The organism is Hyphomonas sp. (assembly GCF_041689225.1).
Taxonomy (GTDB): Bacteria; Pseudomonadota; Alphaproteobacteria; order Caulobacterales; family Hyphomonadaceae; genus Hyphomonas.
The window spans coordinates 35,851-59,659 of sequence record NZ_JBDNGN010000107.1 but is presented as its reverse complement, the minus strand read 5'-3'; the positions used below and the strand labels follow the sequence as shown (position 1 = coordinate 59,659).

Sequence of the window (23,809 nt, the reverse complement as noted above, 5' to 3'; positions counted from 1 at the left end):
CAGTTCACCCCGCCTCGCCTAGAAATGGCGGCATGTTGAAGGCTTTCCTGATCCCGCTCGCCGGCCTGTCGGCAGCCTCGCTCGCGCATGCGGCCCCGTCGGCCTGTCAGGGCCCTAACGAGGCGACATGCATGTTCGAGGCGATCTGGGAGGCTGCAGGCGTCCTGCCGCCTGAGAAGCAGGCCCGGGTCCAGGCCGCTTTCCTTGAAACTGTCGGTCGCTCGGGCGATGCCGCCTTGCTGCAATCATGGCAGTCCCGGCTCGGCGCACCGGCCCACCACCGCACGCCGCAGGTCGATTATGCCGGGCAACAGGCCGAGGCCGTTGTCGCCGAATCAGGGTGGAGCGGTTTTGAACAGCGCGCGCGTGCCGGGGCCGCGCCATTCAATATCGGCCGTCCCGAGATCATGGCCGCCGGTGTGCGCCTCGCGACCGACGCGGCCACCCAGCGCCGACTCATCGACGCGATGTTCGATCTGGCCCAGACCAAGGTGACGCGCGGCGGCCTCGGCGATGATTTCGAGAAGGGGGATTTCGGCCATGCGCTAGCTGAACTCTCCATGCAGCGCTGCGATCTTGCCAGCTTTGACCGGGCGGTCGCGCTGACAGCGGCCCCCGGTAGCCTGCGCTATGCGCTGTGGCGCGGACGGATCACCGGCGATGCCGGCCAACTCGCCGCACGCATCCGGTCTGAGGGCGATGCCGATGACACGCGCCATGTGCGCAATGCGCTGGAAGGCTATGGCCCCGTTGCTGCGCTCGGCTATTGCCGTCGCTAGCAGGTGAGACAGTTTGTCTGACAGGCTTCCCGACGCCGTTGAACCGGTTCATAAGGATCGACCATGACTGAATTCCACGATGATCTTGCCGATCCTGACGGCGACCCGCCCGAGGCCATTTGCGGCGCCAAGGAAGTGGGCGCTCTTGCCCACCTTTACCGTGCCGAGGTTTACCGCTCGACGGTGTGGCGCCAGCGCCTCGACCAGACGACCAATTGGGCGGTGATCTCCACCGGCATCGGCCTGTCCGTCGCTTTCGCCAATGCGCAGGCCTCGCCTTTTCCCATCGTGCTGGTCGGTGCACTCTGCATCGTGTTCCTGACGCTGGAATCACGCCGCTACCGCTTCTTCTATGTCTGGCGCTTCCGTGCGCGGGTGCTGGAGATTGCCTTCTATGTGCCGATGCTGCGCGGGGAGGGGGCTCGTATCCCGCTCGACCGCGGCACGGCCCTGTCGGACGATTACGAGAAGCCGCAATACCGGATATCCAATATCAGGGCGATCGGCCGCCGCCTGCGCCGCAATTATGGCTGGCTATTTGCCATTCTCGGCGCGGCCTATTTCGCCAAGATCGCCATCCATCCAACCGATGTCGAAACCTGGTCGCAATTCGTGCGCCGGGCGCACATTGGCCCGATCCCGGGCCTCGTCGCCATCAGCTTTGGCCTGCTGTTCCACGCGACCTGGATCGGCATCGCGGTCAAGACCTGGCTCGACGAACGCCATGACAAGTCAAAGATGGCCGACTTCCTGAACAGCCGAAAAGACGTCAACGCACGCGAAGATGCCCAGGCAGAGATGGACATTCTCGGGCATTAGGTGCCGCTGGCCTGATGCATCGTGCAAATGAAAGAGGCGGACCGTGTTACGGATCCGCCTCCAGCAATTTCAACCGCGTCGCAGTTTGAGCTTAGCCCGCCGGGCCGCGGCGTCCGCCGCCGGGGCCGTCCTGGCGGCGTGAGAGGAAGGCGAGGCGTTCGAACAGGGCAACATCCTGCTCGTTCTTCAGCAGCGCGCCGTGCAGTGGCGGGGTAAGCTTGTCCGGGTTCTGCTCGCGCAGCGTCTCGAGGTCCACATCCTCGTTCATCAGGAGCTTGAGCCAGTCGAGCAGTTCGCTGGTCGACGGCTTCTTCTTGACGCCGGGCAGTTCGCGCATGGCGTAGAACGTGGTAAGCGCGTCGCCGACCAGCTTCTTCTTGATCTCGGGGAAGTGCACGTCGATGATTTCGCGCATCGTCTCTTCGTCCGGGAACTTGATGAAGTGGAAGAAGCAGCGACGCAGGAACGCGTCCGGCAGCTCTTTCTCATTGTTCGACGTAATGATCACGATCGGACGGACCTTGGCCTTCACGACCTCATTGGTCTCGTACACAAAGAACTCCATCCGGTCGAGTTCCTGCAGCAAGTCGTTCGGGAACTCGATGTCGGCCTTGTCGATCTCGTCGATCAGCAGGACGGGGCGCTTCTTGGCGGTGAAAGCCTCCCACAGCTTGCCCTTCTTGATGTAGTTCTTGACGTCCTTGGCGCGCTCTTCACCCATCTGGCCGTCGCGCAGGCGTGAGACGGCGTCATATTCGTAGAGGCCCTGATTGGCCTTGGTGGTCGACTTGATGTGCCACTCGATCAGCTCGCAGCCGAGCGCCTTGGCCACTTCGATGGCCAGCACGGTCTTGCCGGTGCCGGGCTCGCCCTTGATCAGCAGGGGGCGCTCAAGCGCGATGGCAGCATTGACGGCCACTTTCAGGTCATCGGTGGCGACATAGTCCTTGGTGCCTTCAAAACGCATGGGGCAGGGTCCTTTTATAAACGGTTGAGGTCACAATAGGCTGCGCACCGGGCGGAGCAAGCTTTGACGTTAGGGGAAGCCTGACATTCGGTGAAAAAGTGGTAATTCGGACATTCCCTAGCGGAAACGACTTCGCTCCGTGTTCGGCATGTGCTATAAAGAATAGGCCATGCGCGCCGCCACAGAGCACCAGCTTCAGCTTAGCGTCGCGCTCGTCAGTGTTTTGCCATTCCCATGCAGGAAAGGCGCTTCAGGACGGGTGCAGGCCGTATGATCCAAAATGCCCGATGATAACGGGCGCATGGCACATTAACTTTCCCCAAGCCTCAGCCTGCCGGGTTCGCGATCCTTAACGCGTGGCAATCATGCGTTAACGCCTTTCTGCAAAATTCATCGAATTAGGCAGAATTGGATTCGCTTGAGATGCCCTTGAAGCTTTCCCTGAAGCCCGGCGAGACGTTTGTCGTCAATGGAGCAGTCGTGCGCAATGGCGACCGTCGCGGCGTGCTCCTCTTGGAAAACCAGGCCCGTGTCCTGCGCGAGAAGGATATTCTGCGCCCGAACGAGGCGACGACGCCGGTGCGGCGGGTCTATTTCGCCATCATGCAGATGTACCTGCTCGGCGAAATCGATGGCTCAGCCTATACGCAGGCCGCAGAAGCCATTGCCACGCTGCTCTCGACAGTCGCGCATGAAGACGAACGCGCTGGCATCCTTGAAATTTCCGCTGATGTTGCCGCCGCCGACCTGTACCGCGCGCTCAGTCGCTGCCGCAAGATTATGACGGCCGAGACGGCAGGGTGCAGTTGATGGCAGATGGCAGTGTCATGCGCGCTCGTTTACAATCTGGCGACGCCCGCCTGAGCCTCGACGAGGCAATTGCCCGGCTTGAAGCTGGCCAGGGCGACGGTGTCATTGTTGATCTGGGCGATGGCCGAACGGCGGTGGCAGACGGCCATCGCGGCGATGACGGCCTGCTGCAGCGCCTGCGCGGGCACCGCATGATGGTGGCTCTGGCATCGGGCGCGGCAGACCTGTCCAAGTTTTCCGCCGCAGCCGGCACTGTCAAAGTTGCACCGCTTGTGCAGGAAATCCTCGACGCTGCTGTGCAGAGAGACTAGGGGCCTCGCGCATGAGCGCAGAACTTGTCTCTCTTTTTACCGCGACCTTCGTCACATTTTTCGTGCTGATCGATGCGCCCGGCGTGGCGCCGATCTTTGCGACCCTCACGGCGCAGGGCGACGCCGCGTATCGTCGCAAGATGGCGTTCAAGTCGACCTTCGTGGCGACGATCATCATGTTCGCTTTCGCGTTCGGCGGCTCCTGGTTACTCGGCGCCATGCATATCTCGATCGACGCCTTCCGCGCCGCGGGCGGCGTCCTCCTGTTCCTGATTGCGCTCGACATGGTGTTCGAGAAGCGGACAGAACGGCGCGAGCACCGGGCTGAGGAAGTGCTCGGGGGGCACAAGCCCAATACGGAACTGGATGATATTTCCGTGTTCCCGATCGGGATCCCGATGATTGCCGGGCCCGGCTCGATCGCCACAGCGATGTTCTACATGTCCGAGGCCACGATGTGGCCCGAGAAGGCGGTGGTCCTTTCAGCCATCGGCCTCAACCTGCTGTTGACCCTCTTGATTTTCCTGGCGGCGGCGCCGCTGGTGCGCCTCATGGGGGCCAGTGTCGCCGGTGCCCTGACGCGAATCCTGGGCGTGATCCTCGCGGCCCTGTCGGTTCAGTTACTGATAGATGGCATCAAGGGCGCGTTCGGCCTCGCCTGAGACCTTGCCTATTGCGGTGCTTCGATGCGCGGGCGCCGGCGCAGGCTGCGGCGCAGCGTCGACCACGTCACCCAGAACATGACGAGCCCGGCAGCCGTGAGACCCATGAACTGAAGCACGAGTTCGCGCGTCCAGCGCACGCCTGTGTCGGCAACGCGCATCGCGCCGGGACCCATCTGCTTGAACAGGGCTACTGACCGGTCGCCGCCGGCCTCGGCGATCAGGCGTACGCGGCGCAGGTCCGCGCTGTCCTTGACCTCCTCAATCAGGGTTACGGCGGCCGACGGATCGGTCAGCGTCCCGATCCGATCAATTTGTGCCAGGTCGGTTTCCAGGCGGGCGAGGCCTTTCGGGTTGATGGCGCTCTCATAGGCCGCACGTGCGCGCTGGACCCTTACCTTGGTGATCGCAAGGTCGGCGAAAGCCTCCTCCAGTGCCGGCTTCAGGACTGAATCTGGCAGGGCAGCATTTAGCCGGTCTGTCAGGTAGTCGTTGAATTCAGGTGTAATGCGACGCGACCGGCGCGCCGATTTCAGGATAGACAGGGCACGGATGTTGGATTCCGCAAGCGCATCCGGCTGGTCCGCCTGGTCCGCCTGGTCCAGGCCGATACCGGTGATCTTGAGCACGAGTTCATCGACCCGGTCGCCCTTCATCCAGCGTTCAGAATGATTGGCGAGATCGGCGTGCGTGCCGAGAAGGGCAAACCGGGCTGCGACGATTGGCGAAACCGCCTCGTCAGCCAGTTCCCCGGCTTCGGGATCCGGCACGGTGACATCCGCATTGTCCTCGTCCGGATCGACTTGCGTGTTCAAGTTGCGGGCCGACCCCGTGGCGTCGGCAAAACGCTCACTGACGGCGACCGGCAACTTTCTGAGGGCGGCAAGTGCGATGCGTTCGTCTTCGGTGCCGGTGATTTCCGAATTTGCTGCGGCCATCAGCTCCTTGACGTCTTCGCGGTCCAGCATTTGCGGCGCAGCCATCAGGAAACCGCGCGCCGCCGTCACGTCGCGTGCGGTCAGCTCGCGCGAGATGATATCATGCCAGAACTTGTACTTGTCAGCTGAGTTGCGCGGCGCCATCGCGCTGAACGCGTCATCCATGTTGTGGCGGGTCTGGTCAATCGCCTCGACCGACGGCGCTTCGGAGAAGGTGGCACCGGAAAACGCACCGCCAACGACCTGTGCACCGATCACAGGAATGAGGATCAGCAACGAATTGAACATCACTGCCTGCATCCAGCCGGAGGAGCGGATCGATCTTTTCCTTCGGCGGGCCATGGGCACTAAAACCGTTGCGAAAGCTGCACTTTGGACGAGGTTTCATAGAGCGCGGCGTCGATCCAAAGATCAAGCCTTAGCCTGCTAAATGCAGCGCAATTGCCGGTTTTGGGACCTATTCTTTATGTCATACTACTATCAAATATACACCAAATGGCCACACTGACCTGAAATCATTGGATTATTAATCTTCTGCTTAGCGATTGCAGTGAATCGCTAGCCGCTCTATATCGGGGCCCATCCTGGTTAAAGGTGTCTGCTATGAGTATTGAACTATCAGACGATTACCGCCCCTCCGATGACGAGGAGTTCATGAACGAGCGTCAGCTGGCTTTTTTCCGGCGGCTGCTTGAGAACTGGAAGGCGGACATTCTCGACGGCGCGAAACAGACGATCCACAATTTGCAGGATGAGTCCGGTTCGTTGCCCGATGTTGTCGACAGGGCGTCGGCCGAAAGCGACAAGGCGCTCGAACTGCGTACGCGCGATCGTCAGCGCAAGCTGATCTCCAAGATCGACAGTGCGCTGCGCCGGATTGGCGACGGGACTTATGGCTTCTGTGAAGCGACGGGTGAGCCCATCGGCCTGCGCCGTCTGGAAGCTCGTCCGACGGCGACGCTCAGCCTCGAGGCGCAAGAGCGTCACGAGCGCAAGGAACGGACCCTGCGCGACGACTGATCTCGGTTTTCCGGAACCAGAAATCAAGAACGGCGGCCTCCCGGTTTTCGGAAGTGCCGCCGCCTTTTTACCATCAACCCAACGCCGCGGCGATTCTGTGTCGTACCTCGTGCGTTAAAAGGATCATCGCATCAAGGTCCGAACGTTCCCTTACCTGATGGTAATCAGGGTCTTAAGACAAGCCTCGCTAGTTTAAGATCGCGCGATGATTCGTTAATCCCGGCCTCCGCGACCAACTGTTTTTTCATCCTGCAAAGCGGGTAGGGCGCGAAAAGTACTAACCAGTCGTTAACTCTCTTGGCGCACACTGGTCGTTTGCTGGACCGGATCCCTAATTGCGCCCATGAGCCGTTCATTGCCATCCACAGCTGACGACGGTTGGGACATGTCTCCAAGACGTGAAACCGCCGTCATGCTCGACATGCCCACGCGGTTTGAATCCTTCGAGTCCGAGACGCAGAAGCCTGTGATGCGCGGCAAGCTCAGCTCCGCCGAAATCGAGGCGCTGCTGCGGCCCGACCTGTCCGACATGGACCCCGAACCAGCGCCCGAACCCGTATCGGTCACGCCCCGCGATATTCCCGACCTGGACACGCCTGCGGCACCGGTGGGCACGACGGCCCGCCCGGACCTTCCCGAAGATGCCCTGCGCCTTGCTGCACGCCTGTCGCTTGCCTTCCGCCAGGGCTGCGGCCTGCGCGCCGCAGCAACCGTCACGGCGGCGTCCGGCGGCACCTTTACGTCGGCGCTGGAGTTCTATTCAGGCGAAACGGGACGGGCGATCGCCTGTTTCGCGGCGCCGAACGGCGAAATCATCGCAATGCTCAGCCTCAGCGCCCCGCTGGCAGCGGCCCTGATCGAAAGCGCCTGTGGCGGCAAGCCCGGCCCCTTCGTGCCGCGCGACCTGACGCCGCTCGATACGGCTCTGCTCGAAGGCCTGGTCCGCCCGCTTGGTGCAGGTATTTCATCGTCGCTCAGTTTTGCCCGGATCGAAACCGATGCCGACTTCGCCGCCGCCCTCGCGCGGCCCGGCGCGGCTGACGTGATCGATCTCGATATCCGGTTCGATCAATTGCGGATGCCGGCACGGATGATCCTGGCCAACGATGACCTGTTCGACTTCGTTCCGCCTGCGGCGGCTACACGGACGTCCCTCGGCCCAACCCCCATCCCTGCCACACCCGCACCGACCCCGTCCGGCGCCGCTGTCACCGCCGTGCTAACGGCCAGAATCGCCAGCCTGAGCGTGCCGCTGTCGCGCCTGACCGACCTGAAAGCGGGCTCGACCCTGCTGCTCGGCGTGCCGGCAGACCAGCCGGTCGAACTCCTGTCCGGCGGGCGCAATGGTCCTGTTGCTGCTGAGGCTCAGATTGGTCGCAAGGGAGCACAAATGGCCCTGCGCATTACGAAACGCGGCCCGGCCCTGCGCTAATTCACGCTGAGCGCGCCGAACGTTTGCCCGCCATGTATTCGTCAGCCCCTGCGCATGACGCTTCCGGGGAGCCGTCGCCCAGAATCTCTGCTTCCTTCTGCGCCCACAGGCGTTTCTGGTAATTCGAGGAGATAATATCCGTCACGACCAGAACGAAGATGACCAGGTAGAAACTGGACTTGCTCATCGCGTCGATAGCGACTCCGAAGATGTGCATATGCGCGACGTGCGCGCCCTCGGTGACCAGAAGCACGCCGACAAGGAACAGGATGAAGAGGCCGAGCACTTCATACATCCGGTTTTTCTTCAGGAAATTGGCAACGGCGTCGGCCATCAGCGCCATCCCGATACCTGATACGATAATGGCAATCGCCATCAGCCAGACCTGGTAGGCGATCACGATATTTCCTGCCGAATCGACGGATTTGTCATTGGCGATGGCCATGGCGGACAGGATCGAGTCGAACGAAAAAACCAGGTTCATTGCCACGATCAGGAGAATGGCCTGCAGGACCGTTTTGGGCCGTCCGCCTTCACTGTGTTCGATGAACTCGACGGTCAGAAGGTGTGTGATTTCCTTGACCGCCGTATAGATGATGAAGGCGCCGCCTGCGAGGGCAATCAGACTCTGGAACGTGAACTCTCCGACGAAGAAGCCTGGCAGGTGCACGCCGAACAAGGGTTCAGCGAGCGCATCGAATAGCGCGACAATGATGAACAGCAACACGACGCGGAACAGGGCGGCAAGGCCGATGCCCCAGCGCCGCACCATGGGTGCCTTATCCTCGCCCACGCGCTTGGACTCAATCGAGATGTAGAGCAGATTGTCGAAGCCGAGGACGGCCTGCAGCATCAGCAGCATCAAGAGCGTGAACAGGCCCGATACTGAAAGAACTTCCTGGATAAAACCTGCCAGCATGGCCGCGCCCTCGCATTTTGCTTCGTGGTGGTGTCACGAGGGTTAGCGCCTTGGAATTGATAACGTTCCGTCTATCGCGCTGCGGTTTGCCGGATGAATTCAGCCTCGATCTCGATGTCGACCGTGTCGGTCACAAGGCCCGAAAATCTCGACACGCCGAAGACCGTCCGGTCGATTGTCGTCACTGCCGAAAAGCCTGCCACGTCCGCGTCGCGCAGCCGGTCAAAGGCGGCGCCATTGAACGTCACGTCCAGCGTCACGGGCGCTGTCACCCCGCGCAGGGTCAGGTCCCCTGTCACTTTCGCCGTGGTGTCAGCTGTCATCGCGACGGATGTGGACTTGAAGACAGCCTGCGGGAATGTGGCAGTGTCGAACCAGTCAGGCCCCATGAGCTCGGCGGCGAACGGTGTGTTCGCGACATCGAGCGTGGTCATGTCGATCACCGCCTCGACGCTTGAACTGGCCGGATCGGCGGCATCACCCGTGAGGCTGGCATCGAACGTCTCGAACCGGCCGACATAAGTCGAGAAGCCGAGATGGTTGATGCGGAACAGGACCGACGCGTGCGCGGGATCAAGCGCATAGTCGCCAGCCTTCACGCGGGTGATTGCCGTGCTCACGTCCGGTTTCAGCAGCGGCGCCACGACGGCCGTGCAGGCCGCCAGAAGGGCGAGGCTGAGCCCCGCCGCTGCCGGTTTCAACAGGCGCTTGTTCATGGCCTTAGCTCTCCCTGGTTTCGTCCACCCAGGCTCTCACATTCTGCTCAAGGATGGCCAGCGGCACGGCGCCGTCTCTCAGCACGACATCGTGAAAGTCCCGAATGTCGAACCTGTCGCCCAGCTCTGATTTCGCCATTTCACGCAGTTCGACAATTTTGAGCATGCCGATCTTGTAGGCCGTGGCCTGACCCGGCATCACGATATAGCGGTGGATGGCCTTCTGGCAGTCGCCTTCAGGGTTGGGTGTATTGTCCATCAGGTACTGGACGGCCTGTTCGCGAGTCCAGTGCTTGTCATGAATGCCGGTATCGACAACGAGCCGGGCCGCACGCCAGATTTCCATCGCGAGCCGGCCAAAATCATCATACGGATCAGAGTAGTATCCCATTTCCTTCGGAAGCAATTCGGAATAGAGGCCCCAGCCTTCAGTATAGGCCGTATAGCCGCCAAACTTGCGGAAACTGGGAATGCCCTCCAGTTCCTGCGCCATGGCGATCTGCATGTGGTGGCCCGGAATGCCTTCATGGAAGGCGAGCGCCTGCATCTGGTAGGTGGGCATGTCCTGCATGCGGTAGAGGTTGGCGTAGTAGGTGCCGGGACGGCTGCCATCCGGCGCGGGACGCGAGTAGAAAGCCTTGCCGGCCGACTGCTCCCGGAAGGGCTCGACTGCCTTCACAATCAAGTCGGCTTTCGGGAAAGTCCTGAACACCATCGGCAAGTCTTCGCGCATGGCGTCAATCGCCGCTGTCGCTTCGCTGAGGTATGCCGCGCGGCCCGCGTCTGTATTCGGCTTGAAGAATTGCGGGTCGGTCCGTGTGAAGTCGAAGAAGTCCTTTAGGCTGCCCTCGAAGCCGACCTTGACTATGATGCCGCGCATCTCGTCCTGGATACGGGCCATTTCGGCGAGACCCAGATCGTGGATGTCGTCGGCGCTCATGTCGGTCGTTGTGATCTGCTTCAGGCGCATAGCGTAATAGGCGTCGGAATCAGGCAGTTTCCACGCGCCATCATCTGTCGTCGCGACAGCCGCTTGCGCTTCCAGTTCTGCAATGGCGGCGTCATAGGCCGGCCCGACGGATGCTTTGAGCGCATCAGCGGCCCGGACCAGAAGCGATGCGGCCTCATCCGGGGTGACCCCGTCCGAGCTTTCCAATTCCGTCACTTTCCCGCGGAAGTCGTCCATCAGCGGGCTGTCTTCGCTGCCATCGGCGACGTCGGATGTGAATGGATAGCCGGTAATGACGCCGCGCGAATCCGACAGGACATAGTCATAGACAAAGCGTGGCGGCAGGATGCCCTTTGCTGCAGCGGCCTGCGAATTGGCGACATTCTGACCGAGATAGGCCGGAATGCCCTCCAGCCGCGCGATATAGGCCTCGGCGTCTGACGGGCTGCTCACCTTGTGCTGGTTCACTAGGAAGGCGGGAATGCCGGACTGAACGCCGAACATCTGGTTGAACACGTATGCGTGGTCGCGAAAGGGGAAGGCCGCCTTGGCCTGGGACAGTTCGTATTCGGTCAGCCGCCAGGACAGTTTCGCCTGTGGGTCAAGCGCGTCGAAATCGAACGTTGCTTTCATTTCCGCGACTATGGTGCGCTGCAATTCAAGGTCTTCCAGTGCGTGCGCGTCGGATTCGTCGTCCCATTTGTCGTAATCATCCTTGATGCCCAGATAGGTCTGGGTCATCGGGCTGCGGGCCACGGTTTCCTGGAATTTGATTTCGAACCAGTCGTTGAGGCGTGCGCTTTCGTCCTGCGTCACTTCAGCAGGCGCCAATGCTTCAGCGATCGGGGCCTCGGGCGCCGTGGGCGTAGCGCAGGCGGCGAGTATCAGGATGGCCGCAAGGGCGGTGGCGGTACGTGTCATGAGAAACTCCGAATCAGATGAGGTTTGCGCGATTTCCACAGTGAGTCTTAACGCTTTTTTTGGTTTCGTTAACCTTTGCCGTGCCAATATAAGTCGACTAGGATTCCGCTACGGCTGAGTCGGCCGCGTGCCGGCGGAATCAATGTATAGTGATCCGGCACGCTGTGATGCTGTCGGTGCAGGAGACGTAACGCGCATGGATTCCCTGGAACTCACACAGGCGGCCAATACTGGCGATGATCGCGAAATCACCGGCGGTGAAGGCTTCGCCGAGCTGGGTGGACGTTTCGATGTCATGCAGCTCCTGTTCTGGGGCTGCCTGCTGATTTCGATCGCTGCCGCCAGCGTTGCACTCGCCTGGCCGAAAGCGTCCGGCGCGCCCGGCCCGATCCTGCTGATTTCGATGGCGTCCGGTGGCCTCGTATTCCTGCTCTGGAGTGTGCGCGGGGCAGGGCGGTTCCTAGGCCTCTTCCCCGAACGGGGTTCGGCTGCCCGCGCCGTGCAAACCAATATGCCGCGTTTCGGCTGGATCGAGGCGCTCGACGAATCCGTTCTGATCACCGATCAGGGCGGTGCGCCGGTTGCGGCCAATGAATCCTACAATGAACTCAGCCGGATTGCGCTGATGATCGGACAGGCTGATGGCGGCGCGGTCACGGTCGACCGCCTGTTCGGCGCCAATCCGGGCCTTGCTGCCCCTGTATACCGCCTTTCCAAGTCCGCGAAGGCCGGCCTTGCGCGCCGCGAAGTCCTGCCGCCGATTACGATCGGATCGGACCAGGTGCCGGCCCAGTTCGAAATTGGCGTGTCGCCGCTGCCGCGCCAGCGCGTGCTTTGGCGCATCCGCCGTATTGCCGGCCAGCAGGAAGCAACCGGCGCATCGGACCTGAAATCCCTCTATGTCGAAGACGCCCCGATGGGCTTCTTTGCCGCGCGCCCTGATGGCACGATCACCTATGCCAATTCCTGGCTGCGCGAGATGCTTGGCCTGCCGGAAACGGCGAAGAATATCCGTATCGACGACATCATGCGCCCGGAATTCGTGAAAATGCTGGCGCGCGACCGAAAGACCGGCGCGCCGGGCCGGGCCGATATCCAGCTGCGCGCGCGTGACGGTGTTGAAGTGCCTGTGCAGGCGATCACGACCTGGGCCGGACGTGGCGCAGAGGCCGCCGGCCGCACGATCATCCTCGCCAACCAGCAGGTGATGAACGGCCAGGAAGAGCGTTTGAACTTTGCCTCATCCTCGCGTCCGCCGCGTCTCGAAGGCGACCCGATGTTTGACGACGCGCCGTTCGGCGCGGTCCGCCTGCAAGGTGACGGCGTCGATGGTGCGATCATTCTCGATGCCAACCGCGCGCTGATGGAGATGACCGGCGGCGAAGCCACGCCGGGCGGTCATTTCTCGAACCTGTTCGTGGCTGACGAGGGCCAGGAAGCGCTCAATGCCTCGCTGATTGATGCTATCGACAAGCCGGTTGGCCTCAAGCTGGCCGGTCCTGAACCGCGCCATGTCAACGTGTTCGTCACGCTCGACAGCAATGGCCGGCCGTCGGTCGCCTATGTCATCGACATTACCGAACAACGTGAACTGGAACTGCGCCTTGCCCATGGCGAGAAGATGCAGGCCATCGGCCAGCTCGCTGGCGGCGTCGCGCACGACTTCAATAATGTGCTGCAGGGCATCATCCTCAACAATGAAGACCTGATGACCAGCCACCCCGTGGGCGACCCGTCCTACAATAATCTGAAGTCGATCCACGAATTCTCGATCCGTGCGAAAGACCTGGTCCGCATGTTGCTGGCCTATGCCCGCCAGCAGACGTTCAAGCGCGAAATCTTCAACGTGACGGACTTCCTGTCCGAGTTCTCGATCCTTCTGCGCCAGATCCTCGACGAGCGCGTCGAGATCGTGGTCACGCATGGCCGCGACGTGCCGCATATCAAGGCCGACAAGAACCAGCTCGAAACCGCAATCATCAATCTCGCCACCAATGCGCGTGACGCCATGATCAGCCACAATAATGGCGGCAAGCTCACGATACGGACGGCCCGTGCAACCGGCCGGGACGCGCAGGCCAAGGGTTTCGGCTTTGTTGAAGACGGCGATTATATGCTGATCGAAATGGAAGATACTGGCCATGGCATGCCGCGCGAAGTGATGGACAAGATCTTCCAGCCCTTCTTCACAACCAAGGAAGCCGGTGTCGGCACGGGCCTCGGCCTGGCGACGGTCTATGGCATCATCAAGCAGTCGGGCGGCTATATCTGCCCGATTTCGACGGTCGGCAAAGGCACGACGTTCCAGATCTATCTTCCGGCGCTTCGGGCCGAAGACATCCCGGCGCCGGTCGAGATCACACAGGCCGAAAAACTGGCAAATCGTCCGATGGATATTTCCGGGCGTGGCCGCATCCTGTTGATCGAGGACGAAGACGGCGTGCGTGCCATCACGGCGACGCAATTGCGCAAGCGCGGCTATGACGTCTCGGAGGCCTGTGACGGCGAACAGGCCATGGAAGTACTCGAAGACGCGCCTGGCAGCTTTGATCTCGTCATCTCTGACGTCGTCATGCCCGGCATGGACGGCCCGACCCTGATCCGCGAAGCCAAGGCTTTGCTCGGCCATGCGCGCGTCATCTTTATCTCTGGCTATGCCGAGCGCGACCTTGCCAAGCAGCTTGACGATGACCGTGCGGTCTCGTTCCTAGCCAAGCCGTTCACCTCACGCCAGCTGGCCGAGCGGGTGAAGATGGAACTGGGCAACCCGAAGGCTGAAGCGGCCTGACCGGCCTCACATCATTCGCTTGGTCGCCCAGAACTCCTTGAGGACGAGGGCGAAGCTGCCCGGATGTTCGGCGCAGGCCCAGTGGCCCGCACCATGCTCGACATGGAGGGGGGCGTCCCAGCGCTTTGCAAAGCGCTGCGCGACCGACAGGCCGACAAAGGGATCGTTCTCGCCCCAGTAGAGCTGGCCCTTGGCCGGCAGGTCCGCGAGATCGTCTTCCCAGTCCCCGGAAATGCGCAGGCCCCGGGCCGACCGGTAGAGTTTCAGGATCGACTGGCGCATTGTCTTGTCGACCAGCGGCGCCTCATGCGCGGCCATGGCAGGCGGCATGCCGCTTTCGACCAGCGCGGCCTGCAGTTTCGTCTCATCGCGCATGCCCGTCATGACAAGCTCGCCAAGCAGCGGCGTTGCCCACATCCGTGCCATGCGGTGACCTGAATACTTGCTGTCGATTACGGCATTGGTGACGCACCAGCTTTCCACCAGGTCGGGTCGCAGGGAACAGGCCCGCAGCGTCAGGAGCGCGCCCCAGTCATGGCCGACAATGTTCACTGGCTGGCCGACGGCCTCCATCTGCGCGATCAGCCAGTCGGCATAGGCGTCCTTTGTGCGAGTGAATCCGGGCGGGACAGGGCAGCCGAAGCCCGGCAGCGCCGGCGCCATCCATTGGTCCGGCTTCAGGCCGAGTGCCTTGACTAATGGGCCCCACAAGAAAGGCGTATCCGGCACGCCGTGCACAAACAGGATCATTGTCTTGCTCCCCCGAGCCCAGGTGACGATTCCTGAGTGGTATTGAGACACAAGCTAGGTCCCGGAGCAAGGAATTCGCATCCAAGGGGAAGCGGTCAGTTAATCCTGACCCAACAGATGCGGCCAAACCGGTCATAGTCTTCCATTTCGGACACCATTTGCCGAAACAGGGTGGCGTCGCCGATCTCTTCCGGGAGGAGCGGATCGAGGTTGATTGTGCGAATCACCGACTGGCCGATCAGTAGCGTTTCTTTCGCTGCGGTATCGCGCGACAGTCCCGGAGCGGCCTTGCGGCTCTGCTGCATGGCGGCGATGGCGGACTCGTAGCGGGCTTTCAACGCATCCGTAGACCAAAGGTCACACCAGTTCGTGCCTGCGGGGAGGGCAGTCTCGGTTATCGTGACGAGCAGCGCGTCCGCCTGCAGGCCGATGCGCACCAGCGCCGCGCGCAAGTCGGCCAGTGACAGGCGCAAATTATCCGGCCTGACCCACAGCCCGGATTCGGCTTGCGCAAAGCCGTAGAGCCGGAGGGCGCGCATGCGAGCACGCAGGTCCTTGCGGTCGGTCCGGCCTAGATGGTTGGTCATGACCCCGATCCAGCCGCCCTCCCACGACTGCGTCCGATCCGGTGCCGTACGCCAGTCGCTGATCTCTGCAGTCAAGGCAGCGGCCTTGGCGCCGGTCGCATAGGTGCCGCGGTCGACGCTCTCCAGAAGGCCGTCCCGAACGAGCCGCGTGACCGCCATACGGATGGCGGTCGGCTCGATGCCGAACAGGGCGCCGGCACGAGTCAGGTAGGTCAGCGCCTGCGTCCGCCGTCCGCGTACGCTCATCAGCGACAGGACAAGGGTGCGCGCGGATACGTCTTCGGCGGCGAGGGGTTCAAAACGTAACGACATTTGACCTATTGTGCACAATCGTGTTACAAATACAAATAATCAGAACAAACCGATTGGGAGACGCCCGACTATGACCGAAGCCGTACGCTTGTCCGAGGCCGTTTCGAAAGAAGAATTGCGAGAGCTGTCAACGCCATCAGACGTGAAGGCCATCGCCTCGCTCCTGTTCAATTGGGCGCTGATCATGGCGGCCTTTGCCGTGCCGATCATCTGGACGAACCCACTGACCATCCTTGCGGCGATCGTGTTCCTTGGCGGGCGCCAGCTTGGTCTCGGCATCCTCAATCATGACTGCGCCCACCATGCCTTCGTGAAGAGCAAGGCGGGCAATGACTTGATCGGCCACTGGTTGTGCGGCGCGCCATTGAACATCTCTGTCTATGCCTACCGCGCCTATCACCTGAAGCACCACAAATATGCCGGTACGCCGCAGGACCCGGACAAGATTTTCGTGAAGAATTATCCAGTCTCGCGCGACAGCCTGAAGCGCAAGCTGGTGCGCGACGTCACCGGTCGCACGGGTTTCCGTGACACGATGATGAAGCTGATAGGCTTCAAGCTGAAGAAGCATTATCCGTGGCTCGTCTTCCATGTCGGCCTGCTGGCCGTGCTGACAGCGGTTGGCGCGCCTTGGGCCTACCTGATGTGGTGGGCCGCCGAGATCTTCGTCTATCCCGTGCTGACCCGTGTGCGCCAGATCGGCGAGCATGGCGTCGCCATTGACCGCGACAGTCTCGACCCGCGCGACAATACTAGCACGACGCTCGCGTCCTGGTGGGAACGTCTGTTCATCGCGCCAAACCAGGTGAACTATCACCTTGAGCACCATCACTTCGCCGCCGTGCCGGGCTACAACCTGCCCAGGCTGCACCGCCTGCTCTCGTCGCGTGGCTATTACCGCGACCATGACTGTATCTCGCGCGGTTATCTTGACGTGCTGAAGCGCGCAGTACGTCACGACGACCCCGAAGGCGCCGCAGTGGCCTGACACTGTTTCTTGCGCGCCGCCCGGTCTATGCTGGACGCATTGCGCAGGAGAACACGCCATGATCCGAATGAACCACACTGCTGCCTACCGGATGGCGGGCCTTGTCGCTGCCGCCTTGTTGATGACCGCCTGCGCGAAACCTGCGCCTGTGCCCGAAGAAGCACTCCCCGTAGAACCCTCGCTCGGCATCGACGTGCTGGTCGAGCGTCCGGACGGTGAGTTCGAGAACACCGCATCCGAGAAACTGGGGCAGGGGCGGGCAATCGCCGAGAATATCTGTTCGACCTGCCACGCCATCGGCCTGGAAGGCCCGAGCCCGCATTCGGACGCGATCCCCTTCCGCGACCTGTCGAAACATTACCCGATCGAAGACCTCGCGGAGCCGCTGGCCGAAGGCATAATGGTCGGCCATCCCGACATGCCGGTCTTCGCGTTCGAGCCGGACCATATCGACTCGCTGATCGCCTATATCGAGAGCATCCAGACGCCGCACGAATTGTAGCGGCGCAGGAGCGGGGCTTCACGAGTATTTGAATTCCGGGGCGTCGAGATCGATCGCCGGGATGACGTCCTTTTCGGCCCAATAGTCCTGATTGTGCTGCCATTCCGGATTCGATCCGCGTTTCGGCATCAGGTCGATTGAACGCATGAGGTAGTTCGGATTGAAGTTGCCGGTATCGATCCAGGGCAGGATGTCCATATCCTTGTCCTGCGGCCTGAGGGCGGCCTCGACCTGACGGACGCCCTTTTCATCCATGTGCTTGAGCAGGTGGCAGACAAAATCGCCGAGCAGGTCGACGCGCAAGGTCCAGCTGGCGCGGAAATAGCCGAACATCCAGACCATGTTCGGCACGCCAGTGAACATCATGCCGCGATAGGTGATCGTGTCGGCGAAATTGACCGGCTTGCTATCCACCGTGAACGGAATGCCGCCGAGGACGGACAGGTTGAAGCCGGTTGCCGTGATGACGATGTCGGCCTCCAGTTCCTCACCGGACTTCAGCAGGATGCCCTTTTCGGTGAAGCGGTCGATATGGTCGGTGACCACGCTGGCCTTGCCACTGGCGATGCCCTGGAAGAGATCACCGTCCGGCACGAAGGCGATGCGCTGCTGCCACGGGCGGTATTTCGGTGTGAAATGCTTGTCGATATCGAAATCGGGCCCGAGGAATTCGCGCACGCCTGCCAGCAGTTCCTCCTTCACGGCGTCGGACTCCTCCTCCGCCCGGCGGGTGAACTCATTCTGGTCGAACAGGACCTTCCGTCTGACAATCTCGTGAATCCATGCGTCGTCGATTTCCAGCTTGCGCAATTCGTCGGCGAGTTCGTTCTCGTTGCGCCCGGGAATGAAATAGGTCGGTGAGCGCTGCAGCAATGTGACATGCTTGCAGTCGCCGGCGATTGCCGGAACGACCGTCGCGGCGGTCGCGCCAGACCCGATCACGGTGACCCGCTTGCCTTTATAGTCGAGGTCTTCCGGCCAGGTCTGGGGGTGCACGATCTGGCCTTTGAAATCGTCCATGCCCTCCCACTCCGGCGTATAGCCCTTGGCATGGTCGTAATAACCCTGGCACATCCAGAGGAAGTTTGCGGTGATGCGGACGGTTTCGCCGGTGTCTGAACGTTTCGCTTCAACGGTCCAGCGCTTGTCCGTCGATGACCAACTCGCCGACAGGATCTTGTGATTGTAGCGGATGTGCCGGGCGATATCGTTGTCGTCGATTACCTCATTCATATAGGTCAGGATCTTGTCGGCGGCCGCGATTGGCTGGCCGGTCCAGGGCTTGAAGCGATAGCCGAACGTATACAGGTCGCTGTCGGAACGGATACCCGGATACTTATGTGTCAGCCATGTGCCGCCAAAGCTCTCCTGGGACTCGAGGATGACGAAGCTCTTGTCCGGTGTCTGGGTCTTGAGGTGATAGGCCGCTCCGATACCGGAAATCCCGGCTCCTGCGACCAGCACATCGAAATGCTCGGTTTCGGCGCCGGTGGATTTGCGCTCAAGCGTCTGGGTGTCTGCCATCGTCGTTATTTCCGTCCCTGTTGTGCCTGCCTTTCGAGAGCCAGTGCTTTCTGCAGCTATAGAAGCGCATCCGGAGTTGCCCGTACACTCCGGAACTTCCCGTAGCGCACAATCTGTCGCAGGGCCGGGGCGTCAACCCTCCCACAGCCAAAACCGTTTGTGCGGCGCAGCAAAGCGTGTCATAGGCCGGCTCAGCAGGGACAGCGCTCCAAAAAAGCGTGCCGCTGCTCTCGCATTGATCGTAAGCCTATCCGGTTTCGCGTCGAGTGCGCATCAGAACCGGGATGCCGATCACAACAGGCTTCCTAAACAAACAGAGCCAAAAGCGCGCGCGGGCACGAGCCTCACGCTGCGCCTGAACATGAAAGAGCCATTTTGACCCAATTTACCGAACTCGGCCTCGCCGAGCCCGTCCTCAAAGCCATTATAGCTGAGGGCTATACCACGCCGACGCCAATCCAGGCGCAAGCCATTCCCGCGCTGCTGAAAGGCCGCGACGTGGTCGGCATCGCCCAGACCGGCACCGGCAAGACGGCGGCCTTTGTTCTGCCGCTGCTGAGCCTGCTGGCCACCAAGCCATCCCGTCCGGCACCGCGCACGGCGCGCGTGCTGATCCTTGCACCAACGCGTGAGCTTGCGGCGCAGATCGCCGACAGCGTGCGCACCTATGGCAGTCATATGCGTCCGAGCGTCGCCGTCGTCGTTGGCGGCGTGAAGCCCGGTGCCCAGATCAAGCAGATGTCGCGCGGCGTCGACTTCCTCATCGCCACGCCCGGCCGCCTGCTCGACCATATGGACACGCGGGCCATCAGCCTGGCTGACACAACCGCCGTCGTGCTCGACGAAGCCGACCAGATGATGGACCTCGGCTTCATGCCGGCCATCCGCAAGGTCATGGCCGCGGTGCCGAGCAAACGCCAGACCCTGCTGTTCTCGGCGACGATGCCGAAGCCGATCCGCGCCCTCGCAGACGATTTCCTACGCGATCCGATCGAGATTGCCGTCACGCCGGAATCGAAACCTGTCGAGCGCATCGAACAGGGCGTCTACATGATCAAGGGTAATGCGAAGCCTGATTTCCTCGCCGAGCTGCTCGCGGCCGACGACATGGACCGCGCCATTGTCTTCACACGTACCAAGCATGGCGCCGACAAGGTCGTCAAACACCTCGGCAATAACGGCCTCTATGCCGAAGCCATTCATGGCAACAAGAGCCAGAACCAGCGCATCCGGGCCCTCGACGCCTTTAAGAGCGGCAAGGCCCCGATTCTGGTCGCTACCGACATTGCCGCTCGCGGCATTGACGTCGATGGTGTCAGCCACGTGATCAATTTCGACATGCCGAATATTTCGGAATCCTATGTCCACCGCATCGGGCGTACGGCTCGGGCCGGCAAGACCGGTATCGCCATCTCGCTCGTCGGCAATGACGAGCGCGCCTACCTGCGCGATATCGAGAAGCTGACCGGAAAGTCCATTCCGCGGCTCGACCCGCCAGCCGGCACCGCGCTCGACCTTTCGCAGCCGGAAGAAGAGGGCCCGCACAAGCAACAGCGCAATGGCGGACGCAGCCGTCCTGGCGGCGGCGGAAGCCGTGGCGGCCATTCACGCAATGGCGGCGGTTCTCCCCGCAGCCAGGGCGGCAAGCCGAACTCGGCGGGTAGCTCGAATGGCGGCAAGAAATTCGGCGGCAAGCCTGGCGGCCAACGGCCCGCCCGGTCAGGTGGCGGCAATTCCGGCGGTAGTGTAGCACCCACGCGCAGCCGGGGCTCCTGGTCACCTGCTTCCAGCTAAGTGAGGCCGGGCCGGGCAACCGGTCTTTCCCCATCGTCAACCTTGCGATACGCGCCGTCCTTGTTCAAGGATGGCGCGTATTCGTTTTGAGGAGACGCCCCATGAAAACCCGTATCACCGAGATGTTCGGTATCCAGCATCCCATCATCCAGGGCGGCATGCACTTTGTCGGCTTTGCCGAGATGGCGGCTGCGGTGTCCAATGCCGGCGGCCTCGGCATCATCACCGCGCTGACGCAGAAAACACCGGCTGACCTCGCCAACGAGATCGCCCGTTGCCGCGACATGACCGACAAGCCGATCGGCGTGAACCTCACCTTCCTGCCCGTGGTCAATGCACCTGACTATCCGGGTTATGTGAAAGCCATCATCGAAGGCGGCGTAAAGGCCGTCGAGACCGCCGGCAACAACCCGGTCCAGGTCCTGCCCGTGCTCAAGGAGCATGGCATCAAAGTCATCCACAAATGTACTGCCGTGCGCCACGCGCTGAAAGCCCAGTCGATCGGCTGTGACGCGGTCAGCGTTGACGGGTTCGAATGCGGCGGTCACCCCGGTGAAGACGATATCCCCAACATGATCCTGCTGCCACGCGCCGCTGACGAACTGGACATCCCGTTCGTGTCATCCGGCGGCCAGGCGGACGGACGCAGCCTCGTTGCCTCGCTCGCAATGGGCGCTGACGGCATGAATATGGGCACCCGCTTCATCGCCACGAAAGAAGCACCCGTGCACCAGAACGTGAAAGACGCAATCGTTGCCGCGTCCGAACTCGACACGCGCCTCGTCATGCGCTCGCTTCGCAACACCGAACGCGTGCTCAACAATGCCGCCGTGGAACGCCTGATCGAGAAGGAAAAGGCGCTCGGCGACAAGCTGCAATTCAAGGACATCATTGAGGAAGTTGCAGGCGTTTATCCGCGCATCATGATCGATGGCGAAATGGATGCCGGCGCATGGAGCTGCGGCATGGTCGCCGGCCTGATCCACGATATCCCGACCTGTAAGGAACTGATCGACCGGATCATGGCCGAGGCCGAGGAAATCATCACCAAGCGCCTCGGCGGCTTTTTAAACGCCTGAAACAGGTAACAGCGTTGCCTCTCCCCAACGGGGGAGGCGGCGTGTCTATTCGGCGTCCTTGATCGGTATGCCGTAGAGTTCGAGCCGGTGATCCACCAGCTTGTAGCCCAGCTTGCGGGCGATCTCGATCTGCAATTCCTCGATCTCTTCGGAATGAAATTCGACGACGCCGCCTGTCTTGATGTCGATCAGGTGGTCGTGATGTTCGTCCGGCACTTCTTCATAGCGCGCCCGGCCATCGCGGAAATCGTGGCGTTCGATGATGCCGGCATCATCGAACAGCTTCACCGTGCGATAGACAGTTGCCAGCGAAATCGAGGAATCCATGGAATTGGCCCGCCGGTGCAATTCTTCGGCGTCAGGGTGATCGTCCGATGACGAAAGGATGCGCGCGATCACACGGCGCGGCTCCGTCATGCGGAGGCCTTTTTCAGCACAAAGTTTTTCAAGTCGATCCATTTTTCTGTTCTGCCTTTAACGCTGGGGGAAGTCCAGACGTTGACGCGTCAAACCGACAGGTCCCGGGACATCAGGATCGCGGCGGCGGGAATGTCCCGCCCGGTTGTGTAATAGCCCGGGCGGCGGCCATCCTCGGAGAATCCGAGGCCCTCATAGAGATGCCTTGCGGCCGTATTATCCTCGGCAACATCCAGCGTGATCCTGCCGATGCCACGCTCGCCAAGACGGGACATGAGGCCTCCCAGCAATTGCCTGGCCATACCGGTCCGCTTGAGGGCCGGATCCGTGGCAATCGTGAGGATGTCGGCCTCGCCGGCGACGGTCTGCACCAAAACAAACCCGGCCAGGCCACCATGCTGCTCGATCCCGAGGCCCAGCGTCGTGCTTTCCGACAGGAGGTCGCGGAAGGCCGCTGGGCTCCAGGGGTCGGGAAAGCCTGTTGCGTGCAGCATCGCGACCCGTCCGGCATCGTCCGGCCTGAGGACGACCAGGGGCAGGGTCATGGTTTTGGTCCGGGCAAGGTGGCGTCCGGTTCGCGGGCATAGACGGGGGAGGGCGGGTGGCTAGCCGGGTCGAAGCCGGGGGCCTTGAGCGCCGCCGTGATCGCCGAGGGCCGCATCGGGCGCACATCTATCCGTTCGGCAGTCTCGCCCAATGCGTCTTCGCCATCGATGAAGATCGGCACGGTAAATCCGGCCAGCATGGCTTTCAGGTCGGTCAGGTTGACTTCGACCGGCGGGGCAATGCCGGCGTCGCCCTCCAGCCCCTGCACCCACCAGGTCTGGTCGGGCGGGCGCTTCTGCGCGAGTAGCGCGCCGAGACTGTTGCCTTCCATGCCAGCGGGTATGGCGGCTTCCAGGCTCGTCACGCCGATACAGGTCGCGCCGGTCACCAGGCTGAGGCCGCGCGCATAGGCGACCCCAATCCGGATGCCGGTGAAACTGCCGGGACCGGTGACGACCGCGATCCGGTCAATGTCTGCGAGTGTGATGCCGGCGTCTGCTAGAACGCCTTCGACAAAACCGGGCAGTTGCCTGTCCTGTCCGCGCGCCATTGTCTCCCGCGCGTCGGCGAGTATTTCACCATTGCGAGCCACTGCCGCTTCCAGGGCAGCTGAGGCTGTGTTGAGGGCGAGGACCAGCATCTCGGGCGTGACTTCAGAGAATCCGGCAGGCTTCGTCGAAGTCCAGCCGCGGGCTGCGGTCGAACAGTTTCGACTTGTCGCCATGGCCGATATTGCAGATGAAATTGGCGCGCCAGTGATTCATCTCGCCATCCTGGCTCTGGAAGAATTCGGCATTGACGCCATCCGCGTCGAAGCCGGACATCGGGCCGCAATCAAGCCCCAGCGAGCGCGCGGCGATCATCAGGTAGGCGCCCTGCAGCGACCCGTTGCGAAAGGCCGTCTCGTCGCGATTGCTGTTGAACCAGTCCTTTGCCCCCGGCGCATGGGGAAACAGTGCCGGGATCTTCTCCTGGAAGTGCTGGTCGTAAGCGATGATACAGGTCCATGGCGCGGTCAGTGTCTTGTCGTGATTGCCGGCAGACATATGCGGCGCAAGACGCTTCTTGCCTTCGTCCGTGGTCACCCACACAAACCGGGCCGGCGAGCAATTGGCGCTGGTCGGGCCCATCTTGGCGAGGTCGTAGACAGCGCGCACGAGCACTTCGGGCACCGACTTGTCGGTAAATTCATTGTGGCTACGCGCGTCGCGGAAGATGACATCAAGGGCGTGGTCGTTGACCGGATGGGCCATGGGCATCGTTTCCTTTTGTGATTTGT

Annotated in this window: 24 protein-coding genes; 12 read left to right on the top strand and 12 right to left on the bottom strand. The window is 61.7% G+C overall.

Going from position 1 to position 23,809, the window contains the following annotated elements:
* Positions 1-32 precede the first annotated feature (32 nt).
* Positions 33-779, top strand: coding sequence for a hypothetical protein (locus ACESNB_RS10165; protein WP_373006885.1), 747 nt, complete (start codon positions 33-35; stop codon positions 777-779).
* Between the two features lie 63 nt (positions 780-842).
* Positions 843-1,598: a DUF2270 domain-containing protein gene (locus tag ACESNB_RS10160; protein ID WP_340692297.1), complete on the top strand. Its 756-nt coding sequence runs from the start codon at positions 843-845 to the stop codon at positions 1,596-1,598.
* A 91-nt stretch (positions 1,599-1,689) separates the two neighbouring features.
* On the opposite strand, the gene ACESNB_RS10155 is transcribed toward ACESNB_RS10160, so the two are convergent.
* Entirely contained in the window at positions 1,690-2,565 is an 876-nt protein-coding gene (locus ACESNB_RS10155) for an AAA family ATPase (protein ID WP_373006883.1), read from the bottom strand.
* A 423-nt stretch (positions 2,566-2,988) separates the two neighbouring features.
* On the opposite strand from ACESNB_RS10155, the gene flbT reads away from it, so the two are divergent.
* The 3 genes from flbT to ACESNB_RS10140 are packed head-to-tail and all read left to right on the top strand — an operon-like array spanning position 2,989 to position 4,348.
* Positions 2,989-3,375, top strand: coding sequence for a flagellar biosynthesis repressor FlbT (flbT, locus tag ACESNB_RS10150; RefSeq protein WP_373006881.1), 387 nt, complete (start codon positions 2,989-2,991; stop codon positions 3,373-3,375).
* Between the two features lie 17 nt (positions 3,376-3,392).
* Positions 3,393-3,686, top strand: a complete 294-nt coding sequence (locus ACESNB_RS10145; protein ID WP_373006879.1) for a hypothetical protein — start codon at positions 3,393-3,395, stop codon at positions 3,684-3,686.
* 11 nt (positions 3,687-3,697) lie between these two features.
* Positions 3,698-4,348: a MarC family protein gene (locus ACESNB_RS10140; RefSeq protein WP_373006877.1), complete on the top strand. Its 651-nt coding sequence runs from the start codon at positions 3,698-3,700 to the stop codon at positions 4,346-4,348.
* A gap of 8 nt (positions 4,349-4,356) precedes the next feature.
* Here ACESNB_RS10140 and ACESNB_RS10135 read toward each other — a convergent pair whose 3' ends face one another.
* The gene (locus ACESNB_RS10135) at positions 4,357-5,574 is read right to left on the bottom strand and encodes a hypothetical protein (protein WP_373006875.1); all 1,218 of its coding nucleotides are present in this window, start codon (positions 5,572-5,574) and stop codon (positions 4,357-4,359) included.
* Between the two features lie 315 nt (positions 5,575-5,889).
* On the opposite strand from ACESNB_RS10135, the gene dksA reads away from it, so the two are divergent.
* Positions 5,890-6,306: an RNA polymerase-binding protein DksA gene (gene dksA, locus ACESNB_RS10130; protein ID WP_340692291.1), complete on the top strand. Its 417-nt coding sequence runs from the start codon at positions 5,890-5,892 to the stop codon at positions 6,304-6,306.
* A gap of 343 nt (positions 6,307-6,649) precedes the next feature.
* Positions 6,650-7,738, top strand: a complete 1,089-nt coding sequence (locus ACESNB_RS10125) for a FliM/FliN family flagellar motor switch protein (RefSeq protein WP_373006873.1) — start codon at positions 6,650-6,652, stop codon at positions 7,736-7,738.
* 1 nt (position 7,739) lies between these two features.
* On the opposite strand, the gene ACESNB_RS10120 is transcribed toward ACESNB_RS10125, so the two are convergent.
* From ACESNB_RS10120 to ACESNB_RS10110, 3 genes are all read right to left on the bottom strand, one after another.
* Positions 7,740-8,657, bottom strand: a complete 918-nt coding sequence (locus ACESNB_RS10120; RefSeq protein ID WP_373006871.1) for a TerC family protein — start codon at positions 8,655-8,657, stop codon at positions 7,740-7,742.
* A gap of 71 nt (positions 8,658-8,728) precedes the next feature.
* Positions 8,729-9,373 (bottom strand): YceI family protein, encoded by a 645-nt coding sequence (locus ACESNB_RS10115; protein WP_373006869.1) that lies wholly within the window; start codon positions 9,371-9,373, stop codon positions 8,729-8,731.
* A 4-nt stretch (positions 9,374-9,377) separates the two neighbouring features.
* Complete coding sequence (locus tag ACESNB_RS10110; protein WP_373006867.1) at positions 9,378-11,243, bottom strand: DUF885 family protein; 1,866 nt, start codon at positions 11,241-11,243, stop codon at positions 9,378-9,380.
* Between the two features lie 196 nt (positions 11,244-11,439).
* Here ACESNB_RS10110 and ACESNB_RS10105 point away from each other — a divergent pair, with 196 nt between their 5' ends.
* Positions 11,440-14,031: a response regulator gene (locus ACESNB_RS10105; RefSeq protein ID WP_373006865.1), complete on the top strand. Its 2,592-nt coding sequence runs from the start codon at positions 11,440-11,442 to the stop codon at positions 14,029-14,031.
* 6 nt (positions 14,032-14,037) lie between these two features.
* Here the strand turns inward: ACESNB_RS10105 and ACESNB_RS10100 are convergent, their stop codons facing one another.
* On the bottom strand, positions 14,038-14,781 hold the full coding sequence (locus ACESNB_RS10100) for an alpha/beta fold hydrolase (RefSeq protein WP_373006863.1): 744 nt from the start codon (positions 14,779-14,781) through the stop codon (positions 14,038-14,040).
* A gap of 95 nt (positions 14,782-14,876) precedes the next feature.
* On the bottom strand, positions 14,877-15,680 hold the full coding sequence (locus ACESNB_RS10095) for a hypothetical protein (protein ID WP_373006861.1): 804 nt from the start codon (positions 15,678-15,680) through the stop codon (positions 14,877-14,879).
* A gap of 70 nt (positions 15,681-15,750) precedes the next feature.
* Here ACESNB_RS10095 and ACESNB_RS10090 point away from each other — a divergent pair, with 70 nt between their 5' ends.
* Both ACESNB_RS10090 and ACESNB_RS10085 read left to right on the top strand, forming a co-directional pair.
* Positions 15,751-16,668: a fatty acid desaturase family protein gene (locus tag ACESNB_RS10090; protein WP_373006859.1), complete on the top strand. Its 918-nt coding sequence runs from the start codon at positions 15,751-15,753 to the stop codon at positions 16,666-16,668.
* A 58-nt stretch (positions 16,669-16,726) separates the two neighbouring features.
* A complete protein-coding gene (locus ACESNB_RS10085) occupies positions 16,727-17,170 on the top strand; it encodes a cytochrome c (protein WP_373006857.1) in 444 nt (147 codons plus the stop codon).
* Between the two features lie 18 nt (positions 17,171-17,188).
* Here ACESNB_RS10085 and ACESNB_RS10080 read toward each other — a convergent pair whose 3' ends face one another.
* Positions 17,189-18,694 (bottom strand): flavin-containing monooxygenase, encoded by a 1,506-nt coding sequence (locus ACESNB_RS10080; protein WP_373006855.1) that lies wholly within the window; start codon positions 18,692-18,694, stop codon positions 17,189-17,191.
* A 375-nt stretch (positions 18,695-19,069) separates the two neighbouring features.
* Between ACESNB_RS10080 and ACESNB_RS10075 the strand changes: the two genes are divergently transcribed.
* Positions 19,070-20,488 (top strand): DEAD/DEAH box helicase, encoded by a 1,419-nt coding sequence (locus ACESNB_RS10075; RefSeq protein WP_373006853.1) that lies wholly within the window; start codon positions 19,070-19,072, stop codon positions 20,486-20,488.
* Positions 20,489-20,589: 101 nt separating this feature from the next.
* A complete protein-coding gene (locus ACESNB_RS10070) occupies positions 20,590-21,567 on the top strand; it encodes an NAD(P)H-dependent flavin oxidoreductase (protein WP_373006851.1) in 978 nt (325 codons plus the stop codon).
* A gap of 45 nt (positions 21,568-21,612) precedes the next feature.
* Here ACESNB_RS10070 and ACESNB_RS10065 read toward each other — a convergent pair whose 3' ends face one another.
* The 4 genes from ACESNB_RS10065 to ACESNB_RS10050 are packed head-to-tail and all read right to left on the bottom strand — an operon-like array spanning position 21,613 to position 23,783.
* Positions 21,613-22,026, bottom strand: coding sequence for a Fur family transcriptional regulator (locus ACESNB_RS10065; RefSeq protein WP_373006849.1), 414 nt, complete (start codon positions 22,024-22,026; stop codon positions 21,613-21,615).
* A gap of 47 nt (positions 22,027-22,073) precedes the next feature.
* Complete coding sequence (gene rimI / locus ACESNB_RS10060) at positions 22,074-22,529, bottom strand: ribosomal protein S18-alanine N-acetyltransferase (RefSeq protein ID WP_373006847.1); 456 nt, start codon at positions 22,527-22,529, stop codon at positions 22,074-22,076.
* A complete protein-coding gene (tsaB, locus tag ACESNB_RS10055) occupies positions 22,526-23,254 on the bottom strand; it encodes a tRNA (adenosine(37)-N6)-threonylcarbamoyltransferase complex dimerization subunit type 1 TsaB (protein ID WP_373006845.1) in 729 nt (242 codons plus the stop codon). Before tsaB ends, rimI begins: the two co-directional genes overlap by 4 nt.
* On the bottom strand, positions 23,184-23,783 hold the full coding sequence (locus ACESNB_RS10050; protein ID WP_373006843.1) for a malonic semialdehyde reductase: 600 nt from the start codon (positions 23,781-23,783) through the stop codon (positions 23,184-23,186). Before ACESNB_RS10050 ends, tsaB begins: the two co-directional genes overlap by 71 nt.
* Positions 23,784-23,809: the final 26 nt, after the last annotated feature.

Bases quoted from the DNA above. Each gene is read 5' to 3' on its own strand.
- ACESNB_RS10165 (WP_373006885.1), top strand. From the start codon at position 33: ATGTTGAAGGCTTTCCTGATCCCGCTCGCCGGCCTGTCGGCAGCCTCG.
- ACESNB_RS10160 (WP_340692297.1), top strand. From the start codon at position 843: ATGACTGAATTCCACGATGATCTTGCCGATCCTGACGGCGACCCGCCC.
- ACESNB_RS10155 (WP_373006883.1), bottom strand. From the start codon at position 2,565: ATGCGTTTTGAAGGCACCAAGGACTATGTCGCCACCGATGACCTGAAA.
- flbT (WP_373006881.1), top strand. From the start codon at position 2,989: ATGCCCTTGAAGCTTTCCCTGAAGCCCGGCGAGACGTTTGTCGTCAAT.
- ACESNB_RS10145 (WP_373006879.1), top strand. From the start codon at position 3,393: ATGCGCGCTCGTTTACAATCTGGCGACGCCCGCCTGAGCCTCGACGAG.
- ACESNB_RS10140 (WP_373006877.1), top strand. From the start codon at position 3,698: ATGAGCGCAGAACTTGTCTCTCTTTTTACCGCGACCTTCGTCACATTT.
- ACESNB_RS10135 (WP_373006875.1), bottom strand. From the start codon at position 5,574: ATGTTCAATTCGTTGCTGATCCTCATTCCTGTGATCGGTGCACAGGTC.
- dksA (WP_340692291.1), top strand. From the start codon at position 5,890: ATGAGTATTGAACTATCAGACGATTACCGCCCCTCCGATGACGAGGAG.
- ACESNB_RS10125 (WP_373006873.1), top strand. From the start codon at position 6,650: ATGAGCCGTTCATTGCCATCCACAGCTGACGACGGTTGGGACATGTCT.
- ACESNB_RS10120 (WP_373006871.1), bottom strand. From the start codon at position 8,657: ATGCTGGCAGGTTTTATCCAGGAAGTTCTTTCAGTATCGGGCCTGTTC.
- ACESNB_RS10115 (WP_373006869.1), bottom strand. From the start codon at position 9,373: ATGAACAAGCGCCTGTTGAAACCGGCAGCGGCGGGGCTCAGCCTCGCC.
- ACESNB_RS10110 (WP_373006867.1), bottom strand. From the start codon at position 11,243: ATGACACGTACCGCCACCGCCCTTGCGGCCATCCTGATACTCGCCGCC.
- ACESNB_RS10105 (WP_373006865.1), top strand. From the start codon at position 11,440: ATGGATTCCCTGGAACTCACACAGGCGGCCAATACTGGCGATGATCGC.
- ACESNB_RS10100 (WP_373006863.1), bottom strand. From the start codon at position 14,781: ATGATCCTGTTTGTGCACGGCGTGCCGGATACGCCTTTCTTGTGGGGC.
- ACESNB_RS10095 (WP_373006861.1), bottom strand. From the start codon at position 15,680: ATGTCGTTACGTTTTGAACCCCTCGCCGCCGAAGACGTATCCGCGCGC.
- ACESNB_RS10090 (WP_373006859.1), top strand. From the start codon at position 15,751: ATGACCGAAGCCGTACGCTTGTCCGAGGCCGTTTCGAAAGAAGAATTG.
- ACESNB_RS10085 (WP_373006857.1), top strand. From the start codon at position 16,727: ATGATCCGAATGAACCACACTGCTGCCTACCGGATGGCGGGCCTTGTC.
- ACESNB_RS10080 (WP_373006855.1), bottom strand. From the start codon at position 18,694: ATGGCAGACACCCAGACGCTTGAGCGCAAATCCACCGGCGCCGAAACC.
- ACESNB_RS10070 (WP_373006851.1), top strand. From the start codon at position 20,590: ATGAAAACCCGTATCACCGAGATGTTCGGTATCCAGCATCCCATCATC.
- ACESNB_RS10065 (WP_373006849.1), bottom strand. From the start codon at position 22,026: ATGGATCGACTTGAAAAACTTTGTGCTGAAAAAGGCCTCCGCATGACG.
- rimI (WP_373006847.1), bottom strand. From the start codon at position 22,529: ATGACCCTGCCCCTGGTCGTCCTCAGGCCGGACGATGCCGGACGGGTC.
- tsaB (WP_373006845.1), bottom strand. From the start codon at position 23,254: ATGGCGACAAGTCGAAACTGTTCGACCGCAGCCCGCGGCTGGACTTCG.
- ACESNB_RS10050 (WP_373006843.1), bottom strand. From the start codon at position 23,783: ATGGCCCATCCGGTCAACGACCACGCCCTTGATGTCATCTTCCGCGAC.